The organism is Kaistella flava (ex Peng et al. 2021) (assembly GCF_015191005.1).
Taxonomy (GTDB): Bacteria; Bacteroidota; Bacteroidia; order Flavobacteriales; family Weeksellaceae; genus Kaistella; species Kaistella flava.
Map to the genome: position 1 here is coordinate 2,141,220 of NZ_CP040442.1, position 23,373 is coordinate 2,164,592.

Genomic DNA, 23,373 nt, shown 5'->3' on the forward strand with positions numbered 1-23,373 from the left:
AATACAAAAAGCCGAACAACTGTCCGGCTTTATTTTAATATAAGCAATAAATTACTTTGGAACTCACATGAGGCGTCCATCCTCCAGTATTTTTTCTACTTGATTATTTTCTTGGTAACCACCGTTCCATTTGCATCAATTTTCAGCACGTATATTCCACGAAGCAAAGACTCTCCATTGATGATTGCTTCTTTAGCATTGGGCTGAACACTGTATAACAATCTACCAGCAGTATCGTACACTTGCAGCTTGGTAATTTTTTGAGTATTCGACTGCACCACAAAATCATTACCTTCCTTAAATACAGTTATATTTTCTTTTACAGCAGTTGCAGCCCCTAAGGTAGCGTTAGGCAGGTAAGAAATCTCGAATCGGTCTTCACTCAACCCTTTGTCGGCCTGAAACGTATATGCAGTTTCGCTAAGATTTATGACCATACCGGTTTGTTTATCTTTTAAGTAAACGTTTTGTCCATCGGCAAAAATACCTTCACTTTTAGAAATACTTAAGGTATATGCTCCAGTTTCGTAAAAGCTCGCACCTACGGACACTACATCTGAAGTCTGGAGAGGATACTGTCTTCCCTGAATTCCAAGTTTGTATTGATCCACTTTTGTGAACAGGGCATCAGAACCCACACTCAATAACTGGGCATCATATCCATCCTCATAACCGTTGGTTGCATTATCTACATAAGCAATTAGAGCCGTCGTGACTACGTCTAAAGGAGTGGTCAGTTGCAACCAAAAACGATCGCGAACAGATTGCTGTTTTTCAGTAGTTCCTTTATTGAAAAATACTCCGTCGGTCTTCTCCGTTCTGTAAGAATTTTTAAAAGTTAAATTACCGGCCTTTATTGCTTTAACGATAAATCCTTGACCAACTTCAACAATATTTGAAGGAAATTTGCTCTCTACATTTTTTGCAAGCCCGAAAGTCGCAGGAATTGGACCCGAAATACTCAGCGTTGCATAATTATTAACAGACCCATCTTTAGGATAGCCGCTTCCCTGCATTGCGGGAGTCGGATTAAGGTTAGTCCAGAAATAAGCAGTTCCTTCTATTAGATCCTCGTTATCTTTAGCAAGTTGATCAAAATCGATGTTAGAAGGGTATGGATTTCCGATCAGATTATAACCACCTCCTACAAATCCTCCTACTTCGGTCTGATACTTTAACGGAAAAGTAATGACGCCATTATTAGGAACACCATTGAACACACCGTTAAACACTTGCATCGGTGCATCTGCCGTAGACGTTCCGGCAGGATAATTATTACTGGCACGGATCGCATATCCTTTTGCAGCACTTTCAAAACCAGTACCGTTGCTTCCAAAGACAGTCCCCTTTAGATTAAAGGTTTCAAAAAAATCATTTCCTTCATTATACACATAGAATCTATTGTCTAAAGTTCCAGGAGAGAATTTCTTTAACTCCTGACCCTTCACCGGACTTGCCCAGTAGATATAATCCAACCTTTTCAAATTCGCATTTCTTTCTACGGTAACACTTCCTGTATTGAGGGCCTCATCATTTTTTTGAATTAAATTCGCCTCGCTTTTCACAATGAAAGAAGCACCGGGATTGGTAATAATCTCATTATTCACCGTAACAGCAGTATTTGAGGATACCGTTAAAACAGCATTATTAGTCACCGTAAGCGTACAAGCTTTAAATGACCCATTGATTGCGGTATCATAATTTCCAGAGATGACCGCCTTTTTATCTAAATCAGGAGCACCTCCTACCCATGATGTACCATTCCAGGTAACGGTGGTTTGACAAGGAAGAGGTTCTGCAGCATAAGAAGAAACGACTCCTGTAAATGCCGGACCAACTTCTCCATTTTCTTTAAAATCGATGAAAAATAAATTATAAGTATTATAAGTGTATATCCTTACAAACAAAGTTTCTTTAGGATACAGAACAACTCCTGAAGACAAAGCGAACTCTTTGGTAGTAAATGCCTGATTATAGGGTTCATTATTGGCAATAGTAAACACTTCGCCTGAAAAATCAGCAGACTTAGAATACTTGATGGTCATATTACCTGTTCCACCCTGACTCTTATAAGATAAATTAAATGACTTTATATAAGCAGTATGTTCAGCATCGGTTGAGATTGAAGCTTGAAGATATTTGGAAGCATCCAGAGCACCATTAAATTGTTGTGAATTAGGCAAATCAGACAATGTAAAAACCTTTCCTCCAGTAGAAGAAGCATTATTGGTAAGTGATAATTTTTCCCCTTCCGCATTAAGTTGACTACCAGAAACACCAGCAACCTTATTCGTAGAAGTATAATCTGATTTATTCCATCTTACCAACACCTCCTCGCTTCCATTGATCGTCTGGACCTCAACTCTTGCCGTATTGGATACCCCAGCTATATTGGTCAGCGTATAATAAAAACTGTCAAAACCTTCATAACCAACTGAAGGAGTATAAGTAACATCTTTCAGTCCATTCACTTTTACAACGCCATGGGTGGCAGATTTAGTGATTGTAATAGAAGAAAGTGGGCCCGAAGTTTTATAGACATCATTACTCAATAGATCGATAACTACGGGAGTGTTTTTCAATGTTCCAACCCGATCATCGTTCGCAACTGGTTTTATAGGATTTTCTAAGCTAACTACTCCGGCGATGCTTGGCCCAACCGTTCCGCTAAGATTATGCTCCAGATGAAAATTATTTTCGGTATTATAGACATAAATTCGAATATATACGGTGCTTTTTGAATTCACGATGGTATTAGCTGGAAAATCAAGATTAAAAGAAGTATAATTCGTTGATAAAGATTGCTCAACTTGTAAAACAGAATAAGTTGAAAAATCTGCATTCTTAGAATATCTTACCTGCATTTTACTAGGCGATCCTTGAGTTTTCGCATTAAATTGAAACGAATTCAGTAATATTTTATAATCGCTTTCCGGACTTATTGTAAACTGTATATATTTTGTTGGATCAAAAGCAGAGTTGGAAGGATTATTATAATTAGGTTTTGGCCAACCACCTGCACTGTAAAAAACATTTGCAGCTCCGGAATCGGTATTATTACTGACAGAAACCCCATCGGAGCCACTTATATGGGATACGGTAATATGACTTTCTAATTTGGTGGGTGCTAAATCGGCACTATACCATTTCACAAGGGTATTCTGTGAGAGTACAAAAAGTGGTAAAAACAGAAAAAGTAAAAAAGTTTTTTTCATAATCAAAATTTTTATTGTGTGTTATTGCTAAATATCCAAAGCTGAACGGTAGATCTAAGCGGCTGCAAAGCTACAAAACATAATTATTATGACAAAATAATTCAACATTCATAACATAACATAAAATAACATTATGAAAGAACCCTATCTAAAAGGTTTTTTTATTCTTATTCATAAAAACAAACTCATTTCTTATCCTATGATAAGAAGATTTAAATATTATCAAATCCCTAAAAACTAAAGAGCGCTCTTCTATTTTATATTTTAAAAAAAATAAAAAAGGAGTTTCCTTCAAATTCGCTTCACTTAGACTTAAAAAAACATCATAATTAAGACACTATTCAACAAAGCCACGAAAACAACCCACAACCTCCACCCCTAAACGATTTCAACTCCACCCAACACCCAGCATCCAACACCCAACACATACTCAATCACTCCTCCACACCTCGCACCCAGCATCCAACACCCACCGATCAATCATCCACTCCCCACCCATCACCTCGCACCTCGTACCCAAAACCCCGCACCTCGAAACTCGCACCAATCAAACACTCACATACCCCTCCACCCATAACCCCGCAACCAACACCCCGCACCCAACATCTATCACCTCACACCGCATCTCAGAAAATTCCCTTATTTTTGCACCAAAGAAAAACCTATGCTGCTCATCGACTCCCCTTCTCATAACGCCTATTTCAATATCGCTTCTGAAGAATATCTGCTCCACAAATTTCCGACAGAAGACATCTTCTTATTATATGTCAATGCACCTTCGATTATCGTCGGGAAATTTCAGAATACTTTGGCAGAAATTAATTTAGATTATGTCAAGGAAAAAGAGATTAAAGTTGTGCGACGCATGTCAGGAGGCGGAACCGTGTATCACGATTTAGGAAACCTGAACTTTTCTTTTCATACCCTTTTGGGTCAGAATGATTTTGGTGATTTTTCTTTTTTCACCCAACCTGTACTTAATATGCTGAATCAATTGAATGTCCCAGCCGTTTTACAAGGTCGAAATGACTTGTTGGTGGATGGTAAAAAATTCAGTGGTAATGCGAAACTGGCACGTCATGGCAAAATGATTCAACATGGCACCATCCTTTTGGATTCCGAAATGGAAGTTTTAGGAGAAGCTTTGAAAGTCAATCCTTTGAAATTTATTGATAAAGCCATAAAATCAAACCGTTCACGAGTCACCAACCTCATCAATTATTTACCCAAAGAAACTACCACCGAGCACCTCAAAAACTTACTCACCGAAGAGATTATTAAAAGCAATCCAAGTGCAGAACGCTACGAACTGACTGAGGAAGACTTGCAAGGAATCCAACAACTCATAACGGACAAATACGAAACCTGGGACTGGAATTTCGGCTTTTCACCCAATTATAATTTCAAGAAAGCGATTAAAGTCCCAGCTGGATTTATCGAAGTTCATTTGGACGTTGTTCACGGCATCATTGAAAAAGCGAAGATCTTCGGTGACTTCTTTGCCTCAAAACCAATCGAGGAACTGGAAGAACAATTGATTGGCCAAAAACACGAGATATCCGATCTGGAAAAACTTCTATCATCTATGGACGTGACGGAGTATTTCGGAAAAGTAACGCTGGAGGATATTTTAGAAGGATTTAAGTAAGTGTATGGGTAATGGATAATGATCAATAAGCAATGGTCAATAGTCAATGGTGAATAGTGAATAGTGAATAGTGAATTAATAGTGTTATTTGTGTTCAACATTTCACGCAAACCCCGCGACTTCGGAGACTTTTGCGTAAAGAAAAACCACGCAGAGGTTCGCCGATTCAAGTAAAATATATAAAATATTGAGGCAAATTGTAATTTCTTCCACATGAATTCTCTAAATTATAACCGCACAAAAATGCCCACTGTTTGAGTGGCGGCAAAACATCTCATACACAAAAACCCATTAACTTCCGCCCGAGTTTGGGGATTTTGTTAAAGAAATTCCAATTTTTTAGCAAAAGGATCCAAGTCTTGTCCCGAAACTTCGGGATTGGTTCTTTTGTTTCAAGACAAAAGAAATTAATATTAAAATTAGTTTTAAATCACGTGGCTTCGACAGGCTCAGCCACCAGTTTATCTTTTATCGAAATAGCAATTCTATATCATTAATTACTCTTCAATCTTCCCTCAAACTTCATTGATATCGACTTCGGAGATTTTTACGTGAAGAAATCTCGAAAGAGATTCGCCGATTCAAATAAAAATATAAAATAATGAGGCAAAAATGAAAATTTCTTCCAACCCTAATCTTCAACAAACACCACCTAAAAATCCCTTTTATTCGAAGCGCGGCAACCAATTAAATTCGAAACGAAACTTGGATTTCCGCGCAAGTTGAGGGATTTTCTCAGAAGAAATTTACTTTTTTTAGTAAAAAGATCCAGTCTTGACCTTTTTGTTACTTTTTGTGTCAAGACAAAAAGTAAAAGAAATCATTTAGCAAAAAGATCCACGTCTTGTCCCGAAACTTCGGGATTGTTTCTTTTGTTTCAAGACAAAAGAAATTAATATTAAAATTAGTTTTAAATCACGTGGCTTCGACAGGCTCAGCCACCGATCCGCCTCCATTAAAATAGTAATTAATATAATTGCATCTCTTCAATCTTGGCTCAAACTTAATCCGTACCGACATATGAGATTTTTACGTTAAGAAATCTCGAAAGAGATTCGCCGATTCAAATAAAAATATAAAATAATGAGGCAAAAAAGAAAATTTCTTCCAACCTTCCCTTTCAACAAACACCGCCTAAAAACCGCCAGTGTTTGAGTGGCGGCAAAAATCTACATTTTACACAAGATCTAACTTTCCGCCCGAAACCTAACGAAGTGGTTCGGCGACCAAAGGGAGTCAATTTGGGGGTTTTCTCAGAAAAAATTTACTTTTTTAGTAAAAAGATCCAGTCTTGACCTTTTTGTTACTTTTTGTGTCAAGACAAAAAGTAAAGAATATACAACTAGAAAGCTTCTTTTCCCCAACCCTTACTTCGACAGGCTCAGCATAAAAAAGGGTGGAAGCTTTCTTCGCATTTGCACAAAACCCCGCTGTCATTACGAGAAGGGAGGCCACGACCGACGAAGCAACCTCAACCTTAACCTAAAAAGCATTTGAACCGACTTCGGAGATTTTTACGTTAAGAAAAATGAAAATTTCTTCCAACCCTAATCTTCAACAAACACCACCTAAAAATCCCTTTTGTTCGAAGCGCGGCAACCAATTAAATTCGAAGCGAAACTTGGATTTCCGCGCAAGTTGAGGGATTTTCTTTGAAGAAATCTTCTTTTTTTAGTAAAAAGATCCAGTCTTGACCTTTTTGTTACTTTTTGTGTCAAGACAAAAAGTGAAAGAAATCATTTAGCAAAAAGATCCACGTCTTGTCCCGAAACTTCGGGATTGTTTCTTTTGTTTCAAGACAAAAGAAATTAATACTTCCATGACTTTCTACTACTTACCATCAATAAACTATACATTGCTACCGCACGAATCCTTTCGTGTGGTCAATATCACAAAAATCAAATATTCTACATAAACACTATTAACTCTTTAACACATTAGCCACATTAGTTTTTAGTTAAGCTCAAAAGATTACATTAGTTTTTATGCTATCGCATTGATCAATTCTGATAGTGCATTTCAATAGTGTCATTGGTGAAATCATTCGTGTGATTTATTATTCCTTATTAGTTACTCATCACCTATCAAACCAACTCCTTTCCAAGCGAAGCAACTTGGCGCCCTAAAAAGCCAAACGAAAACAGTTAGTAGTCAAAAACCTTTGCGTCTTTGCGTTAAAAAAAGCAATTTAATTGTGTCATTAGTGAAAACCATTCACACCATTTTCTTTTAGAAAGACACTGTAACACTTCACCCTCAATACCGTACTGCAACTTTTTAAAAAAAAATAAAGATCATATCTGACAATACATTATATTTGTTACAAATCAAATATCTTTATGAAAAGAGCACTATTATCTGTACTTACATTGTCTTTTATTTGTGGTTTCGCACAGGAATCAAAGGAAATGACAAAACTAAAACAACAAACCAATGCGAAGGTAACCATTAGCCAAAGCACCTCTAATCCCAACTTTATAAGATTCGAAAATGCGGCGGGACTTCAATTCAAATCAGCACAGTCAAAAGCCAAGGCCGATGAATTTTTAGCGGACCACTTTAAAGTTTTCAATCTGAATTCTGAAAAAGAAATGGTCTTTGTAGAAGAATTCACAGACAATTATGGGTTGAAGAATGTGGTCTACAGACAATATTTCCAGGGCGTGCCAGTTTATGATGGAATTTTGAAATTTCATTTTAATGAGAAAGCGCAATTATCTTCCCTTAACGGAAATACGATTTCAAAAATAAAAGTAAACACTCAGCCTACGATCTCACAAACAGAAGCAGCAACCATCGCAAAAAAATTGGTAACTGAACAAGAATTGAATCTTTCATCTGCACCTTTAGAAATTGGAAAAAACAATCTTTTAATCTTCCCGAAAAACCTGGTACAGGGTGGACAAGCCATTCCTTATTTAGCCTATGAAGTGGAGGTTACAAATAAAAATGATGTTCGCGAATTTGTTTTCATTGATGCTCATACGGGAGAGTTGGTTGAGCAATTTACGGGCATCCACCCTATCGATAGAAAACTCTATGAAAAAAATACGAGTGCCGCTAATCTAAAATGGAAGGAAGGAGATGTCTTTCCGGCAGCTTTAGACCAATGGCAACAAAATGCAGTAGTGACATCAGAGCATGTTTACAATTTTTTCAAGAACACCTTTAGTTATGTTTCTTATAATAATGCAGACGCCTCGATGGTTACGGTCAATAATGACCCCAATATCAGCTGTCCCAACGCCAACTGGAATGGTGTAACTGCCAATTACTGTACCGGAACTGCTGCGGATGACGTAGTAGCACACGAATGGGGACACGCCTATACTGAATATACCAGCGGTCTCATTTACCAGTACCAATCAGGTGCGTTGAATGAATCTTACTCTGATGTTTGGGGTGAAACCATCGATATGCTGAATAATTACGAGGACGAAGGTGAAAATTTAGACGTTAGAACAACAACCACTTGCTCGGGTACCCAAAGATGGAAAATGGGTGAAAAAGCAACTGCTTTTGGAAGTCCGATCCGTGATATGTGGAATCCGAATTGCAATAATAATGCTGGTCGTGTTTTAGATGCTGGCTATTATTTTTGTGGCACAAGTGATTCTGGAGGGGTACATCAAAACTCTGGGGTAACCAATCATTTATACGCATTGTTAGTTGATGGAGGAACTTATAATGGCTATACTATTTCCGGTATTGGCTTTGTAAAAGCAGCACATTTATGGTGGAGAGCACAGAAAAACTATTTGACGCCATCAAGTGATTTTGCCGTTTTTGCAGATGCTTTAGAAGCTTCAGCAAACGACTTAATTGGTATTAATCTACAAGGAATCTCAACCACAAATGTTCCTGCGGGCCTCACGGGAGAATCCTGGGCTGCCAGTGATATGGATAATCTTAAAAACGCCATCCTCTCCGTACAACTACGATCATCGCCCAATACGCAATGTAATTACAAACCTATTCTAAAAGCGACGCCAGAATTGTGTGAAAGCGCCACAACAGGTGCTTTATTTACAGAAACCTGGGAAAATGGATTAGGAAACTGGACGGTTAATAATGCACCAACCAATCCTTCCTCTTGGGAAAATAGAAACTGGATTGTTAAAGGTAATTTGCCAAAAGGAAGAACCGGTAACGCTATTTTTGGAGCAGATCCTGTCAATGGAAACTGTACCACCAGTATGCAAAACGGAATTCTACGTCTGGAAAGTCCTACGATTACGTTCCCAACATTTACCGCAGGCAAATACCAAATGGCCTTTAATCATTACGTCGCTACCGAAGCGAAATGGGATGGTGGAAATATTAAATACAGCTTAAATGGTGGAGCGTGGTCCTTACTTCCAAAAACCGCCTTTACCCAAAACGGCTATAACAGCAGCTTAGATGGAACCTCCCAAAGTGACAATCCATTGAAAGGACAGGCAGCATTTACCGGAACTGATGGTGGTTCACTTGGTGGCAGCTGGGGACAAAGTGTCATCGATTTATCTAAAATTGGAGTCGTATCCGGATCTAATATTAAATTCAGATTTGAGATGGGAACAGATGGCTGTAATGGGATCGAAGGCTGGTACTTAGACGAGCTTTATGTTTACAACTGTGAATCTCCGTTACTTGCCGTAGATCAGTCAGCGTTGAAAAATGGCTTGCAGGTTTTCCCAAATCCAACCTCTGGACTATTAACCATCCAGAATGACAGACAAGTTAAATTGAACAGCGCACAGGTATACTCTGTATCGGGTCAATTGGTTAAGAGTTTTAAACTGGATAATACTGCTAAGAATTCTACCATTGATCTGAGTACCATTGCAAAAGGAACTTATATTATTAAAGTAAATTCTGCCACCGAAAGCAGTAATGTGAAAGTGATTAAGAAATAAAGTTCTTTGTTTGAAGGAAATTAATAATGATCCGGGAGAGTTTTACTTTTCCGGATTTTTTGTGGAGGGATGATTAGTGCGGGGTGTTAGATGCGGGGTGCGGGATGATTAATGCAGGATTTGGGGTGCGGAGCAAAGCCAATAGGCAAAGCAATGGCGAAGCCAAAAAAAAGCGAAGCACCATTCCCCTCCTCTGGAGCTAATCTTTATACACAAATCCTAATCATCAGAAAACATTAAAAAACCTTCATATTGTTGGTGATATCTATCTAACCCATTTTTTATTGTTATATAACCTGGAGGACCTTGCGATTTGTATCCTGTCCAACCACCGATACGAGCAATTATCCACGTGATCCAAGCTAGCGTTTGTTCGTTGTATGGATTTTTTTGTTTTTGAGTTTGCCCTTCTATTTTTCTATTCACTTTCTCTAAAAACTTGATTTCATTGCTATTAAATAGATTGTCTTGTTTTTGATTCACTTCATTTAATGATAGCTTTAGACGCATAACTTGCAGAGCAACTTCTAATGTCATGGCAAGTAATTTTTTGAGTTTAAAACCATCTCCAAGCTGACTTGATTCGATTTCAAATCCTTTCGTTTTAATAACTCTAAAAAGTTCCTCGATTAACCAACGTTTCTTATACCAATTAATGCATTCGATGGCTTTTTCTAAATTCTCAATTTTATGTGTCGTTAGTAACTTCCAAGAAATCCCAACTTCATTGGTCGGAATCGTTGATGGATTTTCAGTTGCTTCAATTACATAAATTTCAATATTTTTTTGAGAAACGTTTAATCTGGTTGGTGCACAAATTTTAGCTTTTGTAAATTTCACATCTATTAAAGCTGTTCGTTTTTTTCGATTCTTTTGTCCGGTAATCTCAACTTCCACACTTCCTGCAACAATAGTGTTATCAAGTAAATTGTAGAGCTTTTTATGTTCTCCAACTATGTTTCTATCACATCTAGAGCGAATTAGCAGATTGGTTCTTTCATCGGGAACCCGATCAAAGTCTTCATAAATATCATTCTCGCGATCTCCAATAATAGTAACTTTAACATTCTCAGGGAGTAATTCTTTTGTTTCAATAGAGGACTTAATCCATCGATAGGATTCCTTTTCTTCAATATCTATCTGGTTGTACTTTCGTTCTTTTTTATCTGGTTGTCCCCAAGTACGATTATAAATCTGAACTGATGAAAAACCAATTAGCGAGTTTAAAATCGGGTTTACAATAAGCATTGGGTGACAAAAAGCCAGCAATCTTAGATGAACCTGTTGGTCCAATGTCAGGATCATCAGGTCCTAATTTAGACTTCAATCCCCCATAATTAAACTCTGTAGTATCCTGAATAGCCAAAACATGGTCGGTATCCATATTGGACAAGCAAAGTTTAAATGACCCTTCTAAAAGGTCGTCATGTGAAAATCGTGTATTTGAAAGCATTCTATAAAATCCGATTTTTTCTGTGTGTAAACTCGACAATCGATTCACAATCGAACTGCCTAAAGTTAACATTTTATTCATGGAGAATTCAATTCTTTTTTGGATTCGAACATCGGGTACTTTTACAGTGTAAATGGCTGAACAACAGGTGTTTTGCATCCTTAAAGATACGAAACAACAAGGTGAAAAACAAGCTTAATCACTTGATTTACAGAGATTTAAATCCTCAGTTACCGGCAAAAAGATGTGTATAAAGATTAGCCTCTGGAGGGGTGGGCCTTCACCTTTGGTGAAGGGTCGGGGTGGTTACGGGTGTGGATTAATGCTGAGTTTTGTTGACTTAGCTGAGGTTGGGGTTGAGATTGATATGGTGATTGGGGATAGTTTTTTTGTACAAATGCTAAGAAAGCTTCCTCCCTTTTTTATGCTGAGTGTCATACTGAGCTTGCCGAAGTACCTGTTGAAGTTGGTTGCTGAGCCTGTCGAAGCAAAGGTTGGGGAAAAGAAGCTTTCTGGTTGTATATTTTTTACTTTTTGTCTTGACACAAAAAGTAACAAAAAGGTCAAGACTGGATTTTTTTGCTAAAAAAAGTAAATTTCTTCTTCGAAAATCCCCAAAACTCGGGCGGAAAGGTAATAGGTTTTTGTGTATGAAATTTATTGCCGCCACTCAAACACTGGGGATTTTTAGGCGGTGTTTGTTGCAAGGGTAGGTTGGAAGAAATATACTTTTTTCTTAACGCAAAAATCTCCTAAGTCGATATCAATGAAGTTTGAGGAAAGATTGAAGAGTAATTAATGATATAGAATTGCTATTTCGATAAAAGATAAACTGGTGGCTGAGCCTGTCGAAGCCACGTGCTTTAAAACAAGTTTTAATGTTGATTTCTTTTACTTTTTGCTTCATCATATTTATATTTTTATAGGAATCAGCGAACCATTTTCAATGGTTTGTCTTGACACAAAAAGGTCAAGACTGGATCTTTTTGCTAAAAAAAGTAAATTTCTTCTGAGAAAACCCCCAAAACTCGGGCGGAAAGGGAATGGGGTTTTTGTATGAAAATTGTTGCCGCCACTCAAACACTGGGGATTTTTAGGCGGTGTTTGTTGAAAGGGTAGATTGGAAGAAATATACTTTTTTCTTAACGCAAAAATCTCCTAAGTCGGGTTCAAATGCTTTTTAGGTTAATGTTGAGGTTGCATCGTCGGTGATGGCCTCCTTTCTCACAATGTCAACGGGTTTTTTGTACAAATGCGAAGAAAGCTTCCTCCCTTTTTTATGCTGAGTGTCATACTGAGCTTGCCGAAGTACCTGTCAAAGTTGGTTGCTGAGCCTGTCGAAGCAAAGGGTTGGAGGAAAGAAGCTTTCTGGGTGTGGGGTTGCGGAGGCGTATTGCAGGGAGGCTAGGCGGGCGATGGTATTCATACCCCTATTGATCACCCCGTCCTTCTGCAAGCAGAATGACACCCCTCCAAGGGAGGGGAATCGCTTCTTTTGGAAATGGGGATATAATAAGAAAACAATAGCGAAGCCAATAGGTAAAGCAACAGCAAAACCAAAAAAGGCAAAGCCCTAATTCCCCTCCTCTGGAGGGGTGGCGCTTCATCAGAGATGAAGGGTCGGGGTGGTTAAATCGGTGACAAATATCGAATACTAAAATTCACCCAATTCACTATTCACTCCATTCACCATTCACAGAATTACAAGTCTTTCACCCCCACATACCCTTCTACATCAAATGGCAGAAATGGCAAAAAGGTATAGCAAAGAATTGTAAGATCCATCGCGAAAGTGCGGTGTTGTGCGTACCAATTATTTAAACGGACTTTATCCGGCCAGATGACCGTATCGTTATAATGCAAAGGATTAGATTGCATGGCGAGCACCTGTTCTTCGTTGCGGTACTTAAGGGAAGCCAAACCGGTAAGGCCTGGCTTTAGGTTGAGTAAGAGTCGGTCCTGCTCTGGTAAATCATCGGCATAGCCTGGAATATCAGGGCGTGGGCCAACAAAACTCATTTGACCGAAGATGATATTGAGCAACTGGGGAAATTCATCGAGTTTCGAGGCACGTAGAAAACGTCCAAATGGGGTCACTTTTTGGGTAACCCCATTCATGGATTTTATTTTATAAATGCGAAAAGTTTTGCCGTACTGGCCAATCCTATCTTGCACAAAAAGACCAAAAGATTGGGTATCAATGCTGGCAATCAGCAAACAAAGAAGTAAGATTCCACTTAGTAAAATGAGGCCTAATAAAGCGAAAAAAAGATCGAACAACCGTTTACCAATCACTGCGGGTCATGAAATTTTATAGGTTTTGCAGGAACACCAACGGCTGTACAGTTATCAGGAATATCGGTAATCACTACGGCCCCCGCTCCAATAATAACATTAGCTCCAATGGTGATATTCTGAATAACACTGGCGCCAATACCAATCTGCGTACAGGCTCCTATTTTGGTACCGCCACCGATAGAGGTACTGGGTGCAAGATGCACAAAGTCACTAATAACGCAGTCATGCTCTACTACTGTTCCTGTATTGACGATGCAATGATTTCCAATTTTAGCACCAGTATTCACGATCGCCCCTGCCAGAATCTGAGTTCCAAAACCGAGACGTACATAGGGAGACACAATAGCAGTTGGATGAACCGTAGTGATAAAGTCGCAAAGTAATCCTGAAGCAATCTTTTTACGGATGAAACCGTTGGTAATAGAGATGATCGCCGACTGATTTTCGTAGGCATCAGTATAATTTCGCTTCGACACCTCATAGTTCATGATGTGAGGCACCGCAGGATGATCATCCAGAATAGTAGTGACTTCATAGCGGGCTTCCTGTTGAAGGCAGTCGATGAGGACTTTTGCGTGAGCCCCGCCACCAAATATTGAGATTTCTTTCATTTTTTCATTTGTTACTTGACACCAAAGAAAAGAGAGCGATTTCACGATGTTTCTATCTTCAAATTGATACCACTAAAATAGAAAAATTATTGATACATCGGTACTAATGACTACTATTATTTTACTACTCTTTGTGTATTTATAATTCTTTTAATTAATACACTGTAAATAATAGAATAATAATTTAATTTTCACCCAGATAAACACCATGGCAAAGATTTGCATCCCGTGACCAACCGCGCAAACCACCCCGTCCTTCTGCAAGCAGAATGACACCCCTCCAAAGGAGGGGAATGGCTTCTTTGGGGAAGTGGGATATGATAATAATGATGACGAAATAAATGGCAAAACTCCGCTGCGCAAAGTCTCCGACTTTGAGCAAATTAATTACAATCTTCACTGTACGAACAACTAAAAAATTGATATTTTATTCACAACAGCTATACAATCACTATACGCTCTGCAAATTAAAAATAAAAGACATGAAGATACCTATTGGATTATAACTCGACTGAACAAATGAGTGTTGGTAATAATAATGGTGAGACGTAAAAATATTGTGGCTCAAAGTCAGAGACTTTGCGCAGCTGGGTACTTCGGCAAGCTCAGTATGACACTCAGCATAAAAAAGGGAGAAAAAGACTTCCGCTATATTCACAAACAACGAATCAATCTAAATTACCGATGGCGCGGATTTGCAAACCGTGCCACTTCTTAGTACAAATACCTTCGCTGCGCAAAGTCTCCGACTTTGCGCAAATTAATTACAATCTTCACTGTACGAACAACTAAAAAATTGATATTTTATTCACAACAGCTATACAATCACTATACGCTCTGCAAATTAAAAATAAAAGAAATGAAGATACCTATTGGATTATAACTCGACTGAACAAATGAGTGTTGGTAATAATAATAATAATAATAATGGTGAGGAGTGAATGTGTTGTGACTCAAAGTCAGAGACTTTGAGCAGTAGGAGAAAACTAATTTTTCTTAATAACAAAACCCAGGCAAGCCTGGGTCAAATGTTCTTATTTTATAGTGCCTGACTATAATAAACTATTATAATGGAGCACTTTCAGATTGCAAAAATATAACAAAACTACGATATATCAAAATTTATCTTTTGTTCTATAACCCTTTGTACTTCTTCACAACAATCTAAATCTGCAAATAATTTAATCAATTTCTGCTCCATCTCTTCCGCCCTGTTTACGGAAATCTTACTTAAGATAAACAGAATTAGTTTCATCGAAGCATTGAGGTTATTATTATTACGAGTTTTTACACCATAACGCTTATGGGGAATTTTACCAATATTAACAGGTTGATTGAAGTCATAAAGAACACCATTATGAGAACAAATATTTCTAATTCTTATAATGGCAGTGAAAAAATTCTCCAGTATTTTATAATCTGGAAAACCATATACTTCAGCTATTTTTTTCTTCAGTTCTAAGTTTTTTAAATTACAATAGAATTTCCCGCTGCGCAAAGTCTCCGACTTTGAGCAAATTAATTACAATCCTCACTGTACGAACAACTAAAAAATCGATATTTTATTCACAACCGTTACACAATCACAATACGTTTTACAAATTAAAAATAAAAGACATGAAGATGCCTATTGGATTATAACTCGACTGAACAAATTAGTGTTGGTAATAATAATGGTGAGGGGTGAAAATATTGTGGCTCAAAGTCAGAGACTTTGCGCAGCAGGTACTTTCATAAAAGACATGCTGCGTAAAAAAGTCACAGTTACAAATCCTTGGCATCGGGGAACAAATCCGTGACCTCGGGGAATTCCCAATAAATCATAATTAATATTTCATTTATAAAAATTATAACTAACTTCACAAGACCTTAAAAACCAACTTATTATGAAAAAATTACTCCTTCTATCAGGAATTCTTTCTGCAGCATTATTCTATTCACAGAATATTGTACTTGCCGAATTTGCCTCAGGACTAACAAGCCCTGTTGAGATCGTACATGCCAATGACAGCAGACTTTTTGTTATTCAGCAGAACGGAATTATCCAAATTATTCAGCCAAACGGAACAGTCAATTCCACTCCATTTCTGAACATCAGCACGAAAATAACTTTTAATGGAGAAAGAGGACTTCTCGGGCTGGCTTTTCATCCCCAATATACTGCCAATGGTTATTTCTACGTATATTACAACAACACTGCCGGCAATATCACCGTGGCAAGATATTCGGTGAATTCTGGAGATTCAAATACAGCAGATCCAGCTTCTGAGAAAATAGTACTCAATATCACGAAACCTTTTGAAAACCACAACGGCGGCAGCATGCATTTTGCGCCGGACGGGAAACTATGGATTTCTACAGGCGACGGCGGAAGTGCGGGTGACCCCAATAACAATAGCCAAAACAAAAATTCGCTGTTGGGGAAAATACTCAGAATTGACGTAAATTCTACCGCAGCCTATAACATTCCACCGGATAATCCATTTGTGGGAACTGATGGTGCGGATGAAATCTGGTCTTATGGACTTAGAAACGCATGGAAGTTTTCTTTCGATGTAGCAACAGGAAATGCAATGATCGCCGATGTCGGGCAAAGTCAGACTGAAGAAATCAACAGAATGCCGATAACACAGGCCGGAATCAATTACGGATGGCGCTGCTACGAAGGAAACAGTGCTTACAATACAACCGGGTGTGCAAACTCATCCACCATGACTTTCCCAATTGCAGTGTATAATCACACCGGTGGCAAATGCTCGATAACAGGAGGCTATGTTTACCGTGGAACTGCCTACCCGGCCTTAGCTGGTAAATATATCTTTGCTGATTACTGTTCCACCCAAATCGGAATTCTAAATGCAGACAACTCCGTTGTTTGGACCTCTGCATTTACAGGGAATAATTTTGCCACATTCGGAGAAGATTCAGGCAAAGAACTTTATGTAGCTGCGGTGAATAACGGCAAAATTTATAAAATAAGCACCACGACTATGGCAACTGGCGAAAACACACAGCCTTCATTGAACATGTATCCGAATCCGGCTTCTGGAAAGATTTTTATTGATGGTTTAAAAACCAGGAATAACACTGCAGAAATCAATAACGCTGAAGGAAGAAAAGTTTTGGAAACCAAGGTTAAAGAGGACCAAAGCATCGATATTTCCACCCTAAAACCGGGAATTTATTTCATTACCATTTCATCTGATCATCTTAAAATTTATTCTCAGAAAGTAATAATTAAATAAGCCACTCAAATGGTGCGAATTTGCAAACCGTGCCGCTATTTAAAACAAATACCTTCGCTGCGCAAAGTCTCCGACTTTGAGCAACTATCATATAATCAATCATTTAATAATTAAAAAAAACTGTAATTTTATCCATAACCATTTTACAAGCACTACAGTTTATCCACTTTAAAAATAAAAGACATGAAAGAAGGATATCTTATTCGAGATCAGGAAAAACCTCATTTCATTACTTGCACCGTAGTGGATTGGATCGATGTTTTTACACGGAAAACTTACAGAGATATCGTGATTTCATCTTTATAATATTGCATTAAAGAAAAAGGAATGCTGTTGTATGGTTATGTCATTATGAGCAATCATCTCCATTTAATTGTTCAGTCCAGGGATTCTAAATTATCTGATTTGATCAGGGATTTCAAAAAATACACCGCAAAAAATATTTTAGAGACCATACAGTCTGAACCGGAAAGCCGACGCGAATGGATGTTGGAAAGATTTAAAAAAGCCACCGAAACGCACGGGAGAAATAAAAAATATCAGTTTTGGCAATACGGAAATCACGCAGAGGAAATATACACCTTACCTTTCATGTGGGATAAACTTAATTACATCCATCTTAATCCAATCAGAGCAGGTTGGGTTGAAAAAGCGCAGCATTATATCTATTCCTCGGCAAGCAATTACGTTTCAGGGAAAGGTTTATTGGAAATAGAATTAGCAGATCATCTTATTATAGATACTACTAAAACAAGTGAATTTTGGAAATATAATAAGTATGAAGAGTGAGAAATGTGGAGGCGCAAAGGCGGAGACCTTCCGCAGCTGGATTTTGTATAATGACCACACGAAAGGATGCGTACGGCAGCGGGGGCAGCTGGTGAAAAATATTGTGGCTCAAAGTCAGAGACTTTGCGCAGCTGGGAAATGTGGTGGCGCAAAGGCGGGGACCTTGCGCAGCAGGGGCAATCCTTAAATAATCAAGAGCCAAATAAGAAGCAACAAAACTTTCGCCTCTTACCAGACCCGTCCCGCTGTCCGCTATATCCCGCTTTGCGGGGATGCCGCTGCCATCGGGGCTATAACTTCAGGCATTTCTCCATGTCAAAATCCTGCCTCTGCTACCGCACGAATCCCGTCCTCCTTTTTTTAAAATAACCCAATCAGTTTCACTGGATTTTCAATTGGGAGCAATCTTATAATTGAAAATGCAATTACATATAATCATTGCGCAAACCGAGGGTGGCGGTTTCTATCGTTGAAAACGGTATTGATCACGGCATTGATCACGGCATTGGTATTCATAGGGTTTGCACCCTATGCTAATTTAAATCGCCACTTCGTGGCTGGTTAAAATAAAACCGAAGGTGCTGATTTACAATCCGTGACGATCGCCGCTGCGCAAAGTCTCCGACTTTGAGCAAATTAATTACAATCCTCACTGTACGAACAACTAAAAAATTGATATTTTATTCACAACAGCTATACAATCACTATACGTTCTGCAAATTAAAAATAAAAGACATGAAGATGCCTATTGGATTATAACGCCGCTGCGCAAAGTCTCCGACTTTGAGCAAATTAATTACAATCTTCACTGTATGAACAACTAAAAAATCGATATTTTATTCACAATCGTTACACAATCACAATATGTTTTACAAATTAAAAATAAAAGACATGAAGATGTCTATTGGATTATAACTCGACTGAACAAATTAGTGTTGGTAATAATAATGGTGAGGGGTGAAAATATTGTGGCTCAAAGTCAGAGACTTTGCGCAGCAGGTAATAATAATGGTGAGGGGTGAAAATATTGTGGCTCAAAGTCAGAGACTTTGCGCAGCTGGAATTTTACGGGAATTTTATTTCTTTGCGAGGAATGAAGAATCCTTTTATACAGTTTAGATTTCTGATACAAATTTGAATATGATTTTTTAGCTGGATTCCAGCACCTTCAAATGCAGGTCCGCCTTCTGTAAATATTCCTCTTACCGTTTCAAAAGGCTTTAAATTACTATAACCATTAGATTTTGTATCTTTCTTTATTTCTTCATCTATTTTTTGATGAAGATATTCGATGACAGCACAATCTAATTCTCTAAGAATTAAATCGTGATATTTATCTTTAAGTAAATTTTTATTTTGAGGAAGACTTTTTCCGGCAACATCTAAATCACCTTTCATTAAGTCATAATAATCTGCTAGAATATCAATAAATTCAGAGTCAGTAAAATCTAGACAATAATCTAATTGATAAATAACTCCAACTACTGACGGAGTTGTTAAAGTCCCTCTCGCTTGTTTATCTTCTGCCCATTTAAGCGCTCTTGCGTAATTGTTTTCCCAAATATAAAAACCATTCCCAAGCCAATCAAACGCTTCTTGACTCTTCTTAACTATATCAGGATTATTAACTAATTCATCTCTAACGGCTTGATCACAACCGTGAAACCCTAACATTAAATTAGGTCTTCTATTATACATTATTTATTAATGACAGCACGTTTTAAATTACTGTAATGTACAGTAAAGTTCCCCGATTTAGTTAAAATCTTGGCAGAATGCAATGAAGCAACAACTTTTACTTTATCTTTCTTTTCAGATTTTATCTTCTTTGCTAATGAAGATAAAAGTTTAATTTGATTGGTCTCCATATGATTTATCTTTATATATAGCAAAATTACTATTTTTTATTTAATCCGCAACATCTCCAAAAATTATCATCTTCTGGTTAAATGGTTACAAATATACAACAGCGAAGTCCCTCTCGCTTGTTTATCTTCTGCCCATTTAAGTGCTCGTGTGTAATTGTTTTCCCAATATAAAACCGCTGGCGCGGATTTGCAATCCGTGCCACTATTTAATACAAATTGCCGTTTTATGCCAGACTTTTGATACATCGATGGCGCGGATTTGCAATCCGTGCCGTGCCACTACTTAATACAAATAGCCAATTTATGCCAAACTTTTGATACACCGCCCACCATTAGCACCTATGGCGCTGATTTTCAATCCATGCGTCTTTGCGAGAAGTGAGGAACGAACGAAAGCCTGTCCGCCTTGTCGGAAAGCAATCTCATAAACTGTTTTGTACTTTATCGGTACTTTTATACAAGGCGCACGGTGTTGAAAAAGTCACGGATTGCAAATCCGCGACATCGGGTTATTTTATTCGGCTCAAATAGACCAAAAACAATGAGCCGATTATAGTTTTTAATTGGCTCACTTATTAATAATATTATGATTTGAAACTGCTTTTCAGAAATTTTTCAGCAAAAGATATTGTATGTGAAATTATTGTTTGTCATGCAATACTAGCGAACTCTACAAGCAAAGCCAAAAAGGCGAAGCACTATTCCCCTCCTCTGGAGGGGTGGGCCTTAACCTTTGGTGAAGGGTCGGGGTGGTTACATCGGTGGCAAATATCCAACTTTTTGTTGATTGATAAGGAACGTGAATTCTAGGATACTACATTTAGAGGTGATGATTTCGATACAGAAGCTGAGGTATTATAAGATGACCACACGAAAGGATTCATGCGGCAGAAAAAGTCACGGAAACCAAATCCGCGACATCGAGATCAGCCCTACTCCTCAATCTTATATTTCTCTACATCAAAGTCAAAATCAAATAACTCTTTTGGCGGAATACCGAACGCAGAAGCCATTTTAAGCAGCGTCTCTATCGTAGGATTACCTTTTCCATTTTCGTATTTATTATAATTGCTAGAATCAAAGGTAGAATTCTTTTTCTTCATCATTTGTGTTTCACTTTCCCCTAAAGCAATCCAAGACTAATCAAACACCAAGTAAGGAGCAACAAAACTTTCACCTCTTACCAGACCCGTCCCGCTGTCCGCTATATCCCGCTTTGCGGGGATGTCGCTGCCATCGGGGCTATAACTTCAGCCATTTCTCCATGTCAAAATCCTGCCTCTGCCACCGCACGAATCCCATCCTCCTTTTTTTAAAATAACCCGATTCATTTCACTAGATTTTCAATTGGGAGCAATCTTCTATTTGAAAATGCAATTACATATAACCATTGCGCAAACCGAGGGTGGCGGTTTTTATCGTTGACAATGGTATTGATGACGGCATTGGTATTCATAGGGTTTGCACCCTATGCTAATTTAAATCGCCACTTCGTGGCTGGTTAAAATAAAACCGAAGGCGCTGATTTACAATCCGTGACGATCGCCGCTGCGCAAAGTCTCCGACTTTGAGCAAATTAATTACAATCCTCACTGTACGAACAACTAAAAAATCGATATTTTATTCACAATCGTTACACAATCACAATACGTTCTGCAAATTAAAAATAAAAGACATGAAGATGCTATTGGATTATAACTCGACTGAACAAATTAGTGTTGGTAATAATAATGGTGAGGAGTGAAAGTGTTATGGCTCAAAGTCAGAGACTTTGCGCAGCAGGGAAAGTTTCTTTTCTATCATTTGTGTTTCACTTTCCCCTAAAGGAATCCTTAAATAATCAAGAGCCAAATAAGAAGCAACAAAACTTTCGCCTCTTACCAGACCCGTCCCGCTGTCCGCTATATCCCGCTTTGCGGGGATGCCGCTGCCATCGGGGCTATAACTTCAGGCATTTCTCCATGTCAAAATCCTGTCTCTGCTACCGCACGAATCCCATCCTCCTTTTTTTAAAATAACACGATCCATTTCACTAGATTTTCAATTAGGAGCAATCTTATAATTGAAAATGCAATTACATATAACCGTTGCGCAAACCGAGGGTGGCGGTTTCTATCGTTGACAATGGTATTGATCACGGCATTGGTATTCATAGGGTTTGCACCCTATGCTAATTTAATTCGCCACTTCGTGGCTGGTTACAACACCTGAATTAAACCAATCCCAAAATCAAAATATTCTCTTCACCAAAAAAACCAACCTCTCTTAAATCGCTTTAAAAGAGGCTAGTTTTTATCTTATTTTTTGGAATAACTGGAAAATTGAAAGGTTGTGCAACGACTACCCGTCTTATATGCATGTTATTATACAAATTCTGAATATTGTACATTAATTTTCAAGTCATATTTATCGACTATATTTTTAACAATTTCAAAAAACCAATATGGAGCGAAAGGACTAACTATAATTTCTTCAATTAATAAATTGATATCAATTTTTATACTTTTTCCACCAATTAACCTATGATCTTCGCATACTTTTTCTAAATTTGGTATTTCGCCGTTTTGGTTATTGAATGGTTGAAATAACAATCTAATTTCATCTTCATAACTATAAGGTATATTTTTATGAACTAAAGGATGGTATATATTACCTATGTTGATTTTTTCTTTCTTAAAATCAATATATTTAACTTCACTAATCTCAATATCTTCATCTGCTCCAGCGAAAGCTTGAATAATTCTTTCGACATTTGATTTTATCATTATACCTTGATTTAAACCAGCATATATTTTCCAAAGAGCATATGATTCATTTTCAATTTTATTCCAACAGGATACATAAACCGTTTCTCTACTAAGTTTATACATTTTTTTTTCAGCTATGATACGTTTTTTATAATAATTTTCAGTATCAATAGATGGGTTGCTTAATAAATAGCTGTTAGTGGATTTACAAGACCTAATAGCGTTTTCAAGATCGTCAAGTGAAAGTGGAGTTAAAGTTCCCTCATATTTATCTTCAAAATTAGAAAGTTTATTAAAAAATATAGTTTTTGATTGGATTAAAGAAAGAAATTTTGATAAATCAATATATCTTGCAATTTGCTGATTATTATTGGGCAGATATAGATATTTATTAGCTTCCGAAGAAAAATTTATTGGCATGTGTTAAGTAATTTTTTTTTAAATAGATAGTGGACATACTTTACATATAATGTCAGTTTGTTAAAAAACCTCCGTTTATTACTTTCCAAATAGCTGAATTATTTCAATAATAAGGGAGTAAATTCGTATATTAATAATGCAAAACATCACTGGGATAGCCCGCAACCAAAGTTTCGTACAA

15 protein-coding genes are annotated in these 23,373 nt (G+C 37.6%); 5 read left to right on the top strand and 10 right to left on the bottom strand.

Features of this window, described 5'->3' with window-relative positions:
* Positions 1-95: 95 nt before the first annotated feature.
* On the bottom strand, positions 96-3,215 hold the full coding sequence (locus Q73A0000_RS09560) for an Ig-like domain-containing protein (RefSeq protein WP_193810751.1): 3,120 nt from the start codon (positions 3,213-3,215) through the stop codon (positions 96-98).
* Between the two features lie 664 nt (positions 3,216-3,879).
* On the opposite strand from Q73A0000_RS09560, the gene Q73A0000_RS09565 reads away from it, so the two are divergent.
* Both Q73A0000_RS09565 and Q73A0000_RS09570 read left to right on the top strand, forming a co-directional pair.
* Entirely contained in the window at positions 3,880-4,863 is a 984-nt protein-coding gene (locus Q73A0000_RS09565; protein WP_193810752.1) for a lipoate--protein ligase, read from the top strand.
* Between the two features lie 2,339 nt (positions 4,864-7,202).
* Positions 7,203-9,761 carry a M4 family metallopeptidase gene (locus tag Q73A0000_RS09570; protein WP_193810753.1) on the top strand — a complete coding sequence of 853 codons (2,559 nt, stop codon included), beginning with the start codon at positions 7,203-7,205 and terminating at the stop codon, positions 9,759-9,761.
* Between the two features lie 219 nt (positions 9,762-9,980).
* On the opposite strand, the gene Q73A0000_RS09575 is transcribed toward Q73A0000_RS09570, so the two are convergent.
* The 5 genes from Q73A0000_RS09575 to Q73A0000_RS09595 form a co-directional block, all read right to left on the bottom strand.
* Positions 9,981-11,009 carry an IS4 family transposase gene (locus Q73A0000_RS09575; protein ID WP_193810754.1) on the bottom strand — a complete coding sequence of 343 codons (1,029 nt, stop codon included), beginning with the start codon at positions 11,007-11,009 and terminating at the stop codon, positions 9,981-9,983.
* On the bottom strand, positions 10,948-11,373 hold the full coding sequence (locus tag Q73A0000_RS09580) for a hypothetical protein (RefSeq protein ID WP_193810755.1): 426 nt from the start codon (positions 11,371-11,373) through the stop codon (positions 10,948-10,950). Before Q73A0000_RS09580 ends, Q73A0000_RS09575 begins: the two co-directional genes overlap by 62 nt.
* Before the next feature lie 1,542 nt (positions 11,374-12,915).
* Complete coding sequence (locus Q73A0000_RS09585) at positions 12,916-13,509, bottom strand: sugar transferase (RefSeq protein WP_317174238.1); 594 nt, start codon at positions 13,507-13,509, stop codon at positions 12,916-12,918.
* Positions 13,506-14,123, bottom strand: a complete 618-nt coding sequence (locus Q73A0000_RS09590) for an acetyltransferase (RefSeq protein WP_193810756.1) — start codon at positions 14,121-14,123, stop codon at positions 13,506-13,508. The genes Q73A0000_RS09585 and Q73A0000_RS09590 overlap by 4 nt, the downstream gene beginning before the upstream one ends.
* 1,105 nt (positions 14,124-15,228) lie before the next feature.
* Positions 15,229-15,621 carry an Abi family protein gene (locus Q73A0000_RS09595; protein WP_193810757.1) on the bottom strand — a complete coding sequence of 131 codons (393 nt, stop codon included), beginning with the start codon at positions 15,619-15,621 and terminating at the stop codon, positions 15,229-15,231.
* Between the two features lie 388 nt (positions 15,622-16,009).
* On the opposite strand from Q73A0000_RS09595, the gene Q73A0000_RS09600 reads away from it, so the two are divergent.
* The 3 genes from Q73A0000_RS09600 (at position 16,010) to Q73A0000_RS09605 (ending at position 18,157) form a co-directional block, all read left to right on the top strand.
* A complete protein-coding gene (locus Q73A0000_RS09600; RefSeq protein ID WP_193810758.1) occupies positions 16,010-17,368 on the top strand; it encodes a PQQ-dependent sugar dehydrogenase in 1,359 nt (452 codons plus the stop codon).
* Between the two features lie 183 nt (positions 17,369-17,551).
* Positions 17,552-17,674: a hypothetical protein gene (locus tag Q73A0000_RS17150; protein WP_317174239.1), complete on the top strand. Its 123-nt coding sequence runs from the start codon at positions 17,552-17,554 to the stop codon at positions 17,672-17,674.
* A 21-nt stretch (positions 17,675-17,695) separates the two neighbouring features.
* Positions 17,696-18,157, top strand: a complete 462-nt coding sequence (locus tag Q73A0000_RS09605) for a transposase (RefSeq protein WP_317174240.1) — start codon at positions 17,696-17,698, stop codon at positions 18,155-18,157.
* A 1,065-nt stretch (positions 18,158-19,222) separates the two neighbouring features.
* On the opposite strand, the gene Q73A0000_RS09610 is transcribed toward Q73A0000_RS09605, so the two are convergent.
* The 4 genes from Q73A0000_RS09610 to Q73A0000_RS09625 all read right to left on the bottom strand — a co-directional run bounded on the left by Q73A0000_RS09610 (position 19,223) and on the right by Q73A0000_RS09625 (position 23,192).
* Positions 19,223-19,855, bottom strand: a complete 633-nt coding sequence (locus Q73A0000_RS09610) for a hypothetical protein (protein ID WP_193810759.1) — start codon at positions 19,853-19,855, stop codon at positions 19,223-19,225.
* Positions 19,855-20,025, bottom strand: a complete 171-nt coding sequence (locus tag Q73A0000_RS09615; protein WP_193810760.1) for a hypothetical protein — start codon at positions 20,023-20,025, stop codon at positions 19,855-19,857. Before Q73A0000_RS09615 ends, Q73A0000_RS09610 begins: the two co-directional genes overlap by 1 nt.
* A 932-nt stretch (positions 20,026-20,957) precedes the next feature.
* Entirely contained in the window at positions 20,958-21,131 is a 174-nt protein-coding gene (locus tag Q73A0000_RS09620) for a helix-turn-helix domain-containing protein (protein WP_193810761.1), read from the bottom strand.
* 1,257 nt (positions 21,132-22,388) lie between these two features.
* Positions 22,389-23,192 (bottom strand): hypothetical protein, encoded by an 804-nt coding sequence (locus Q73A0000_RS09625; protein ID WP_193810762.1) that lies wholly within the window; start codon positions 23,190-23,192, stop codon positions 22,389-22,391.
* Positions 23,193-23,373: the final 181 nt, after the last annotated feature.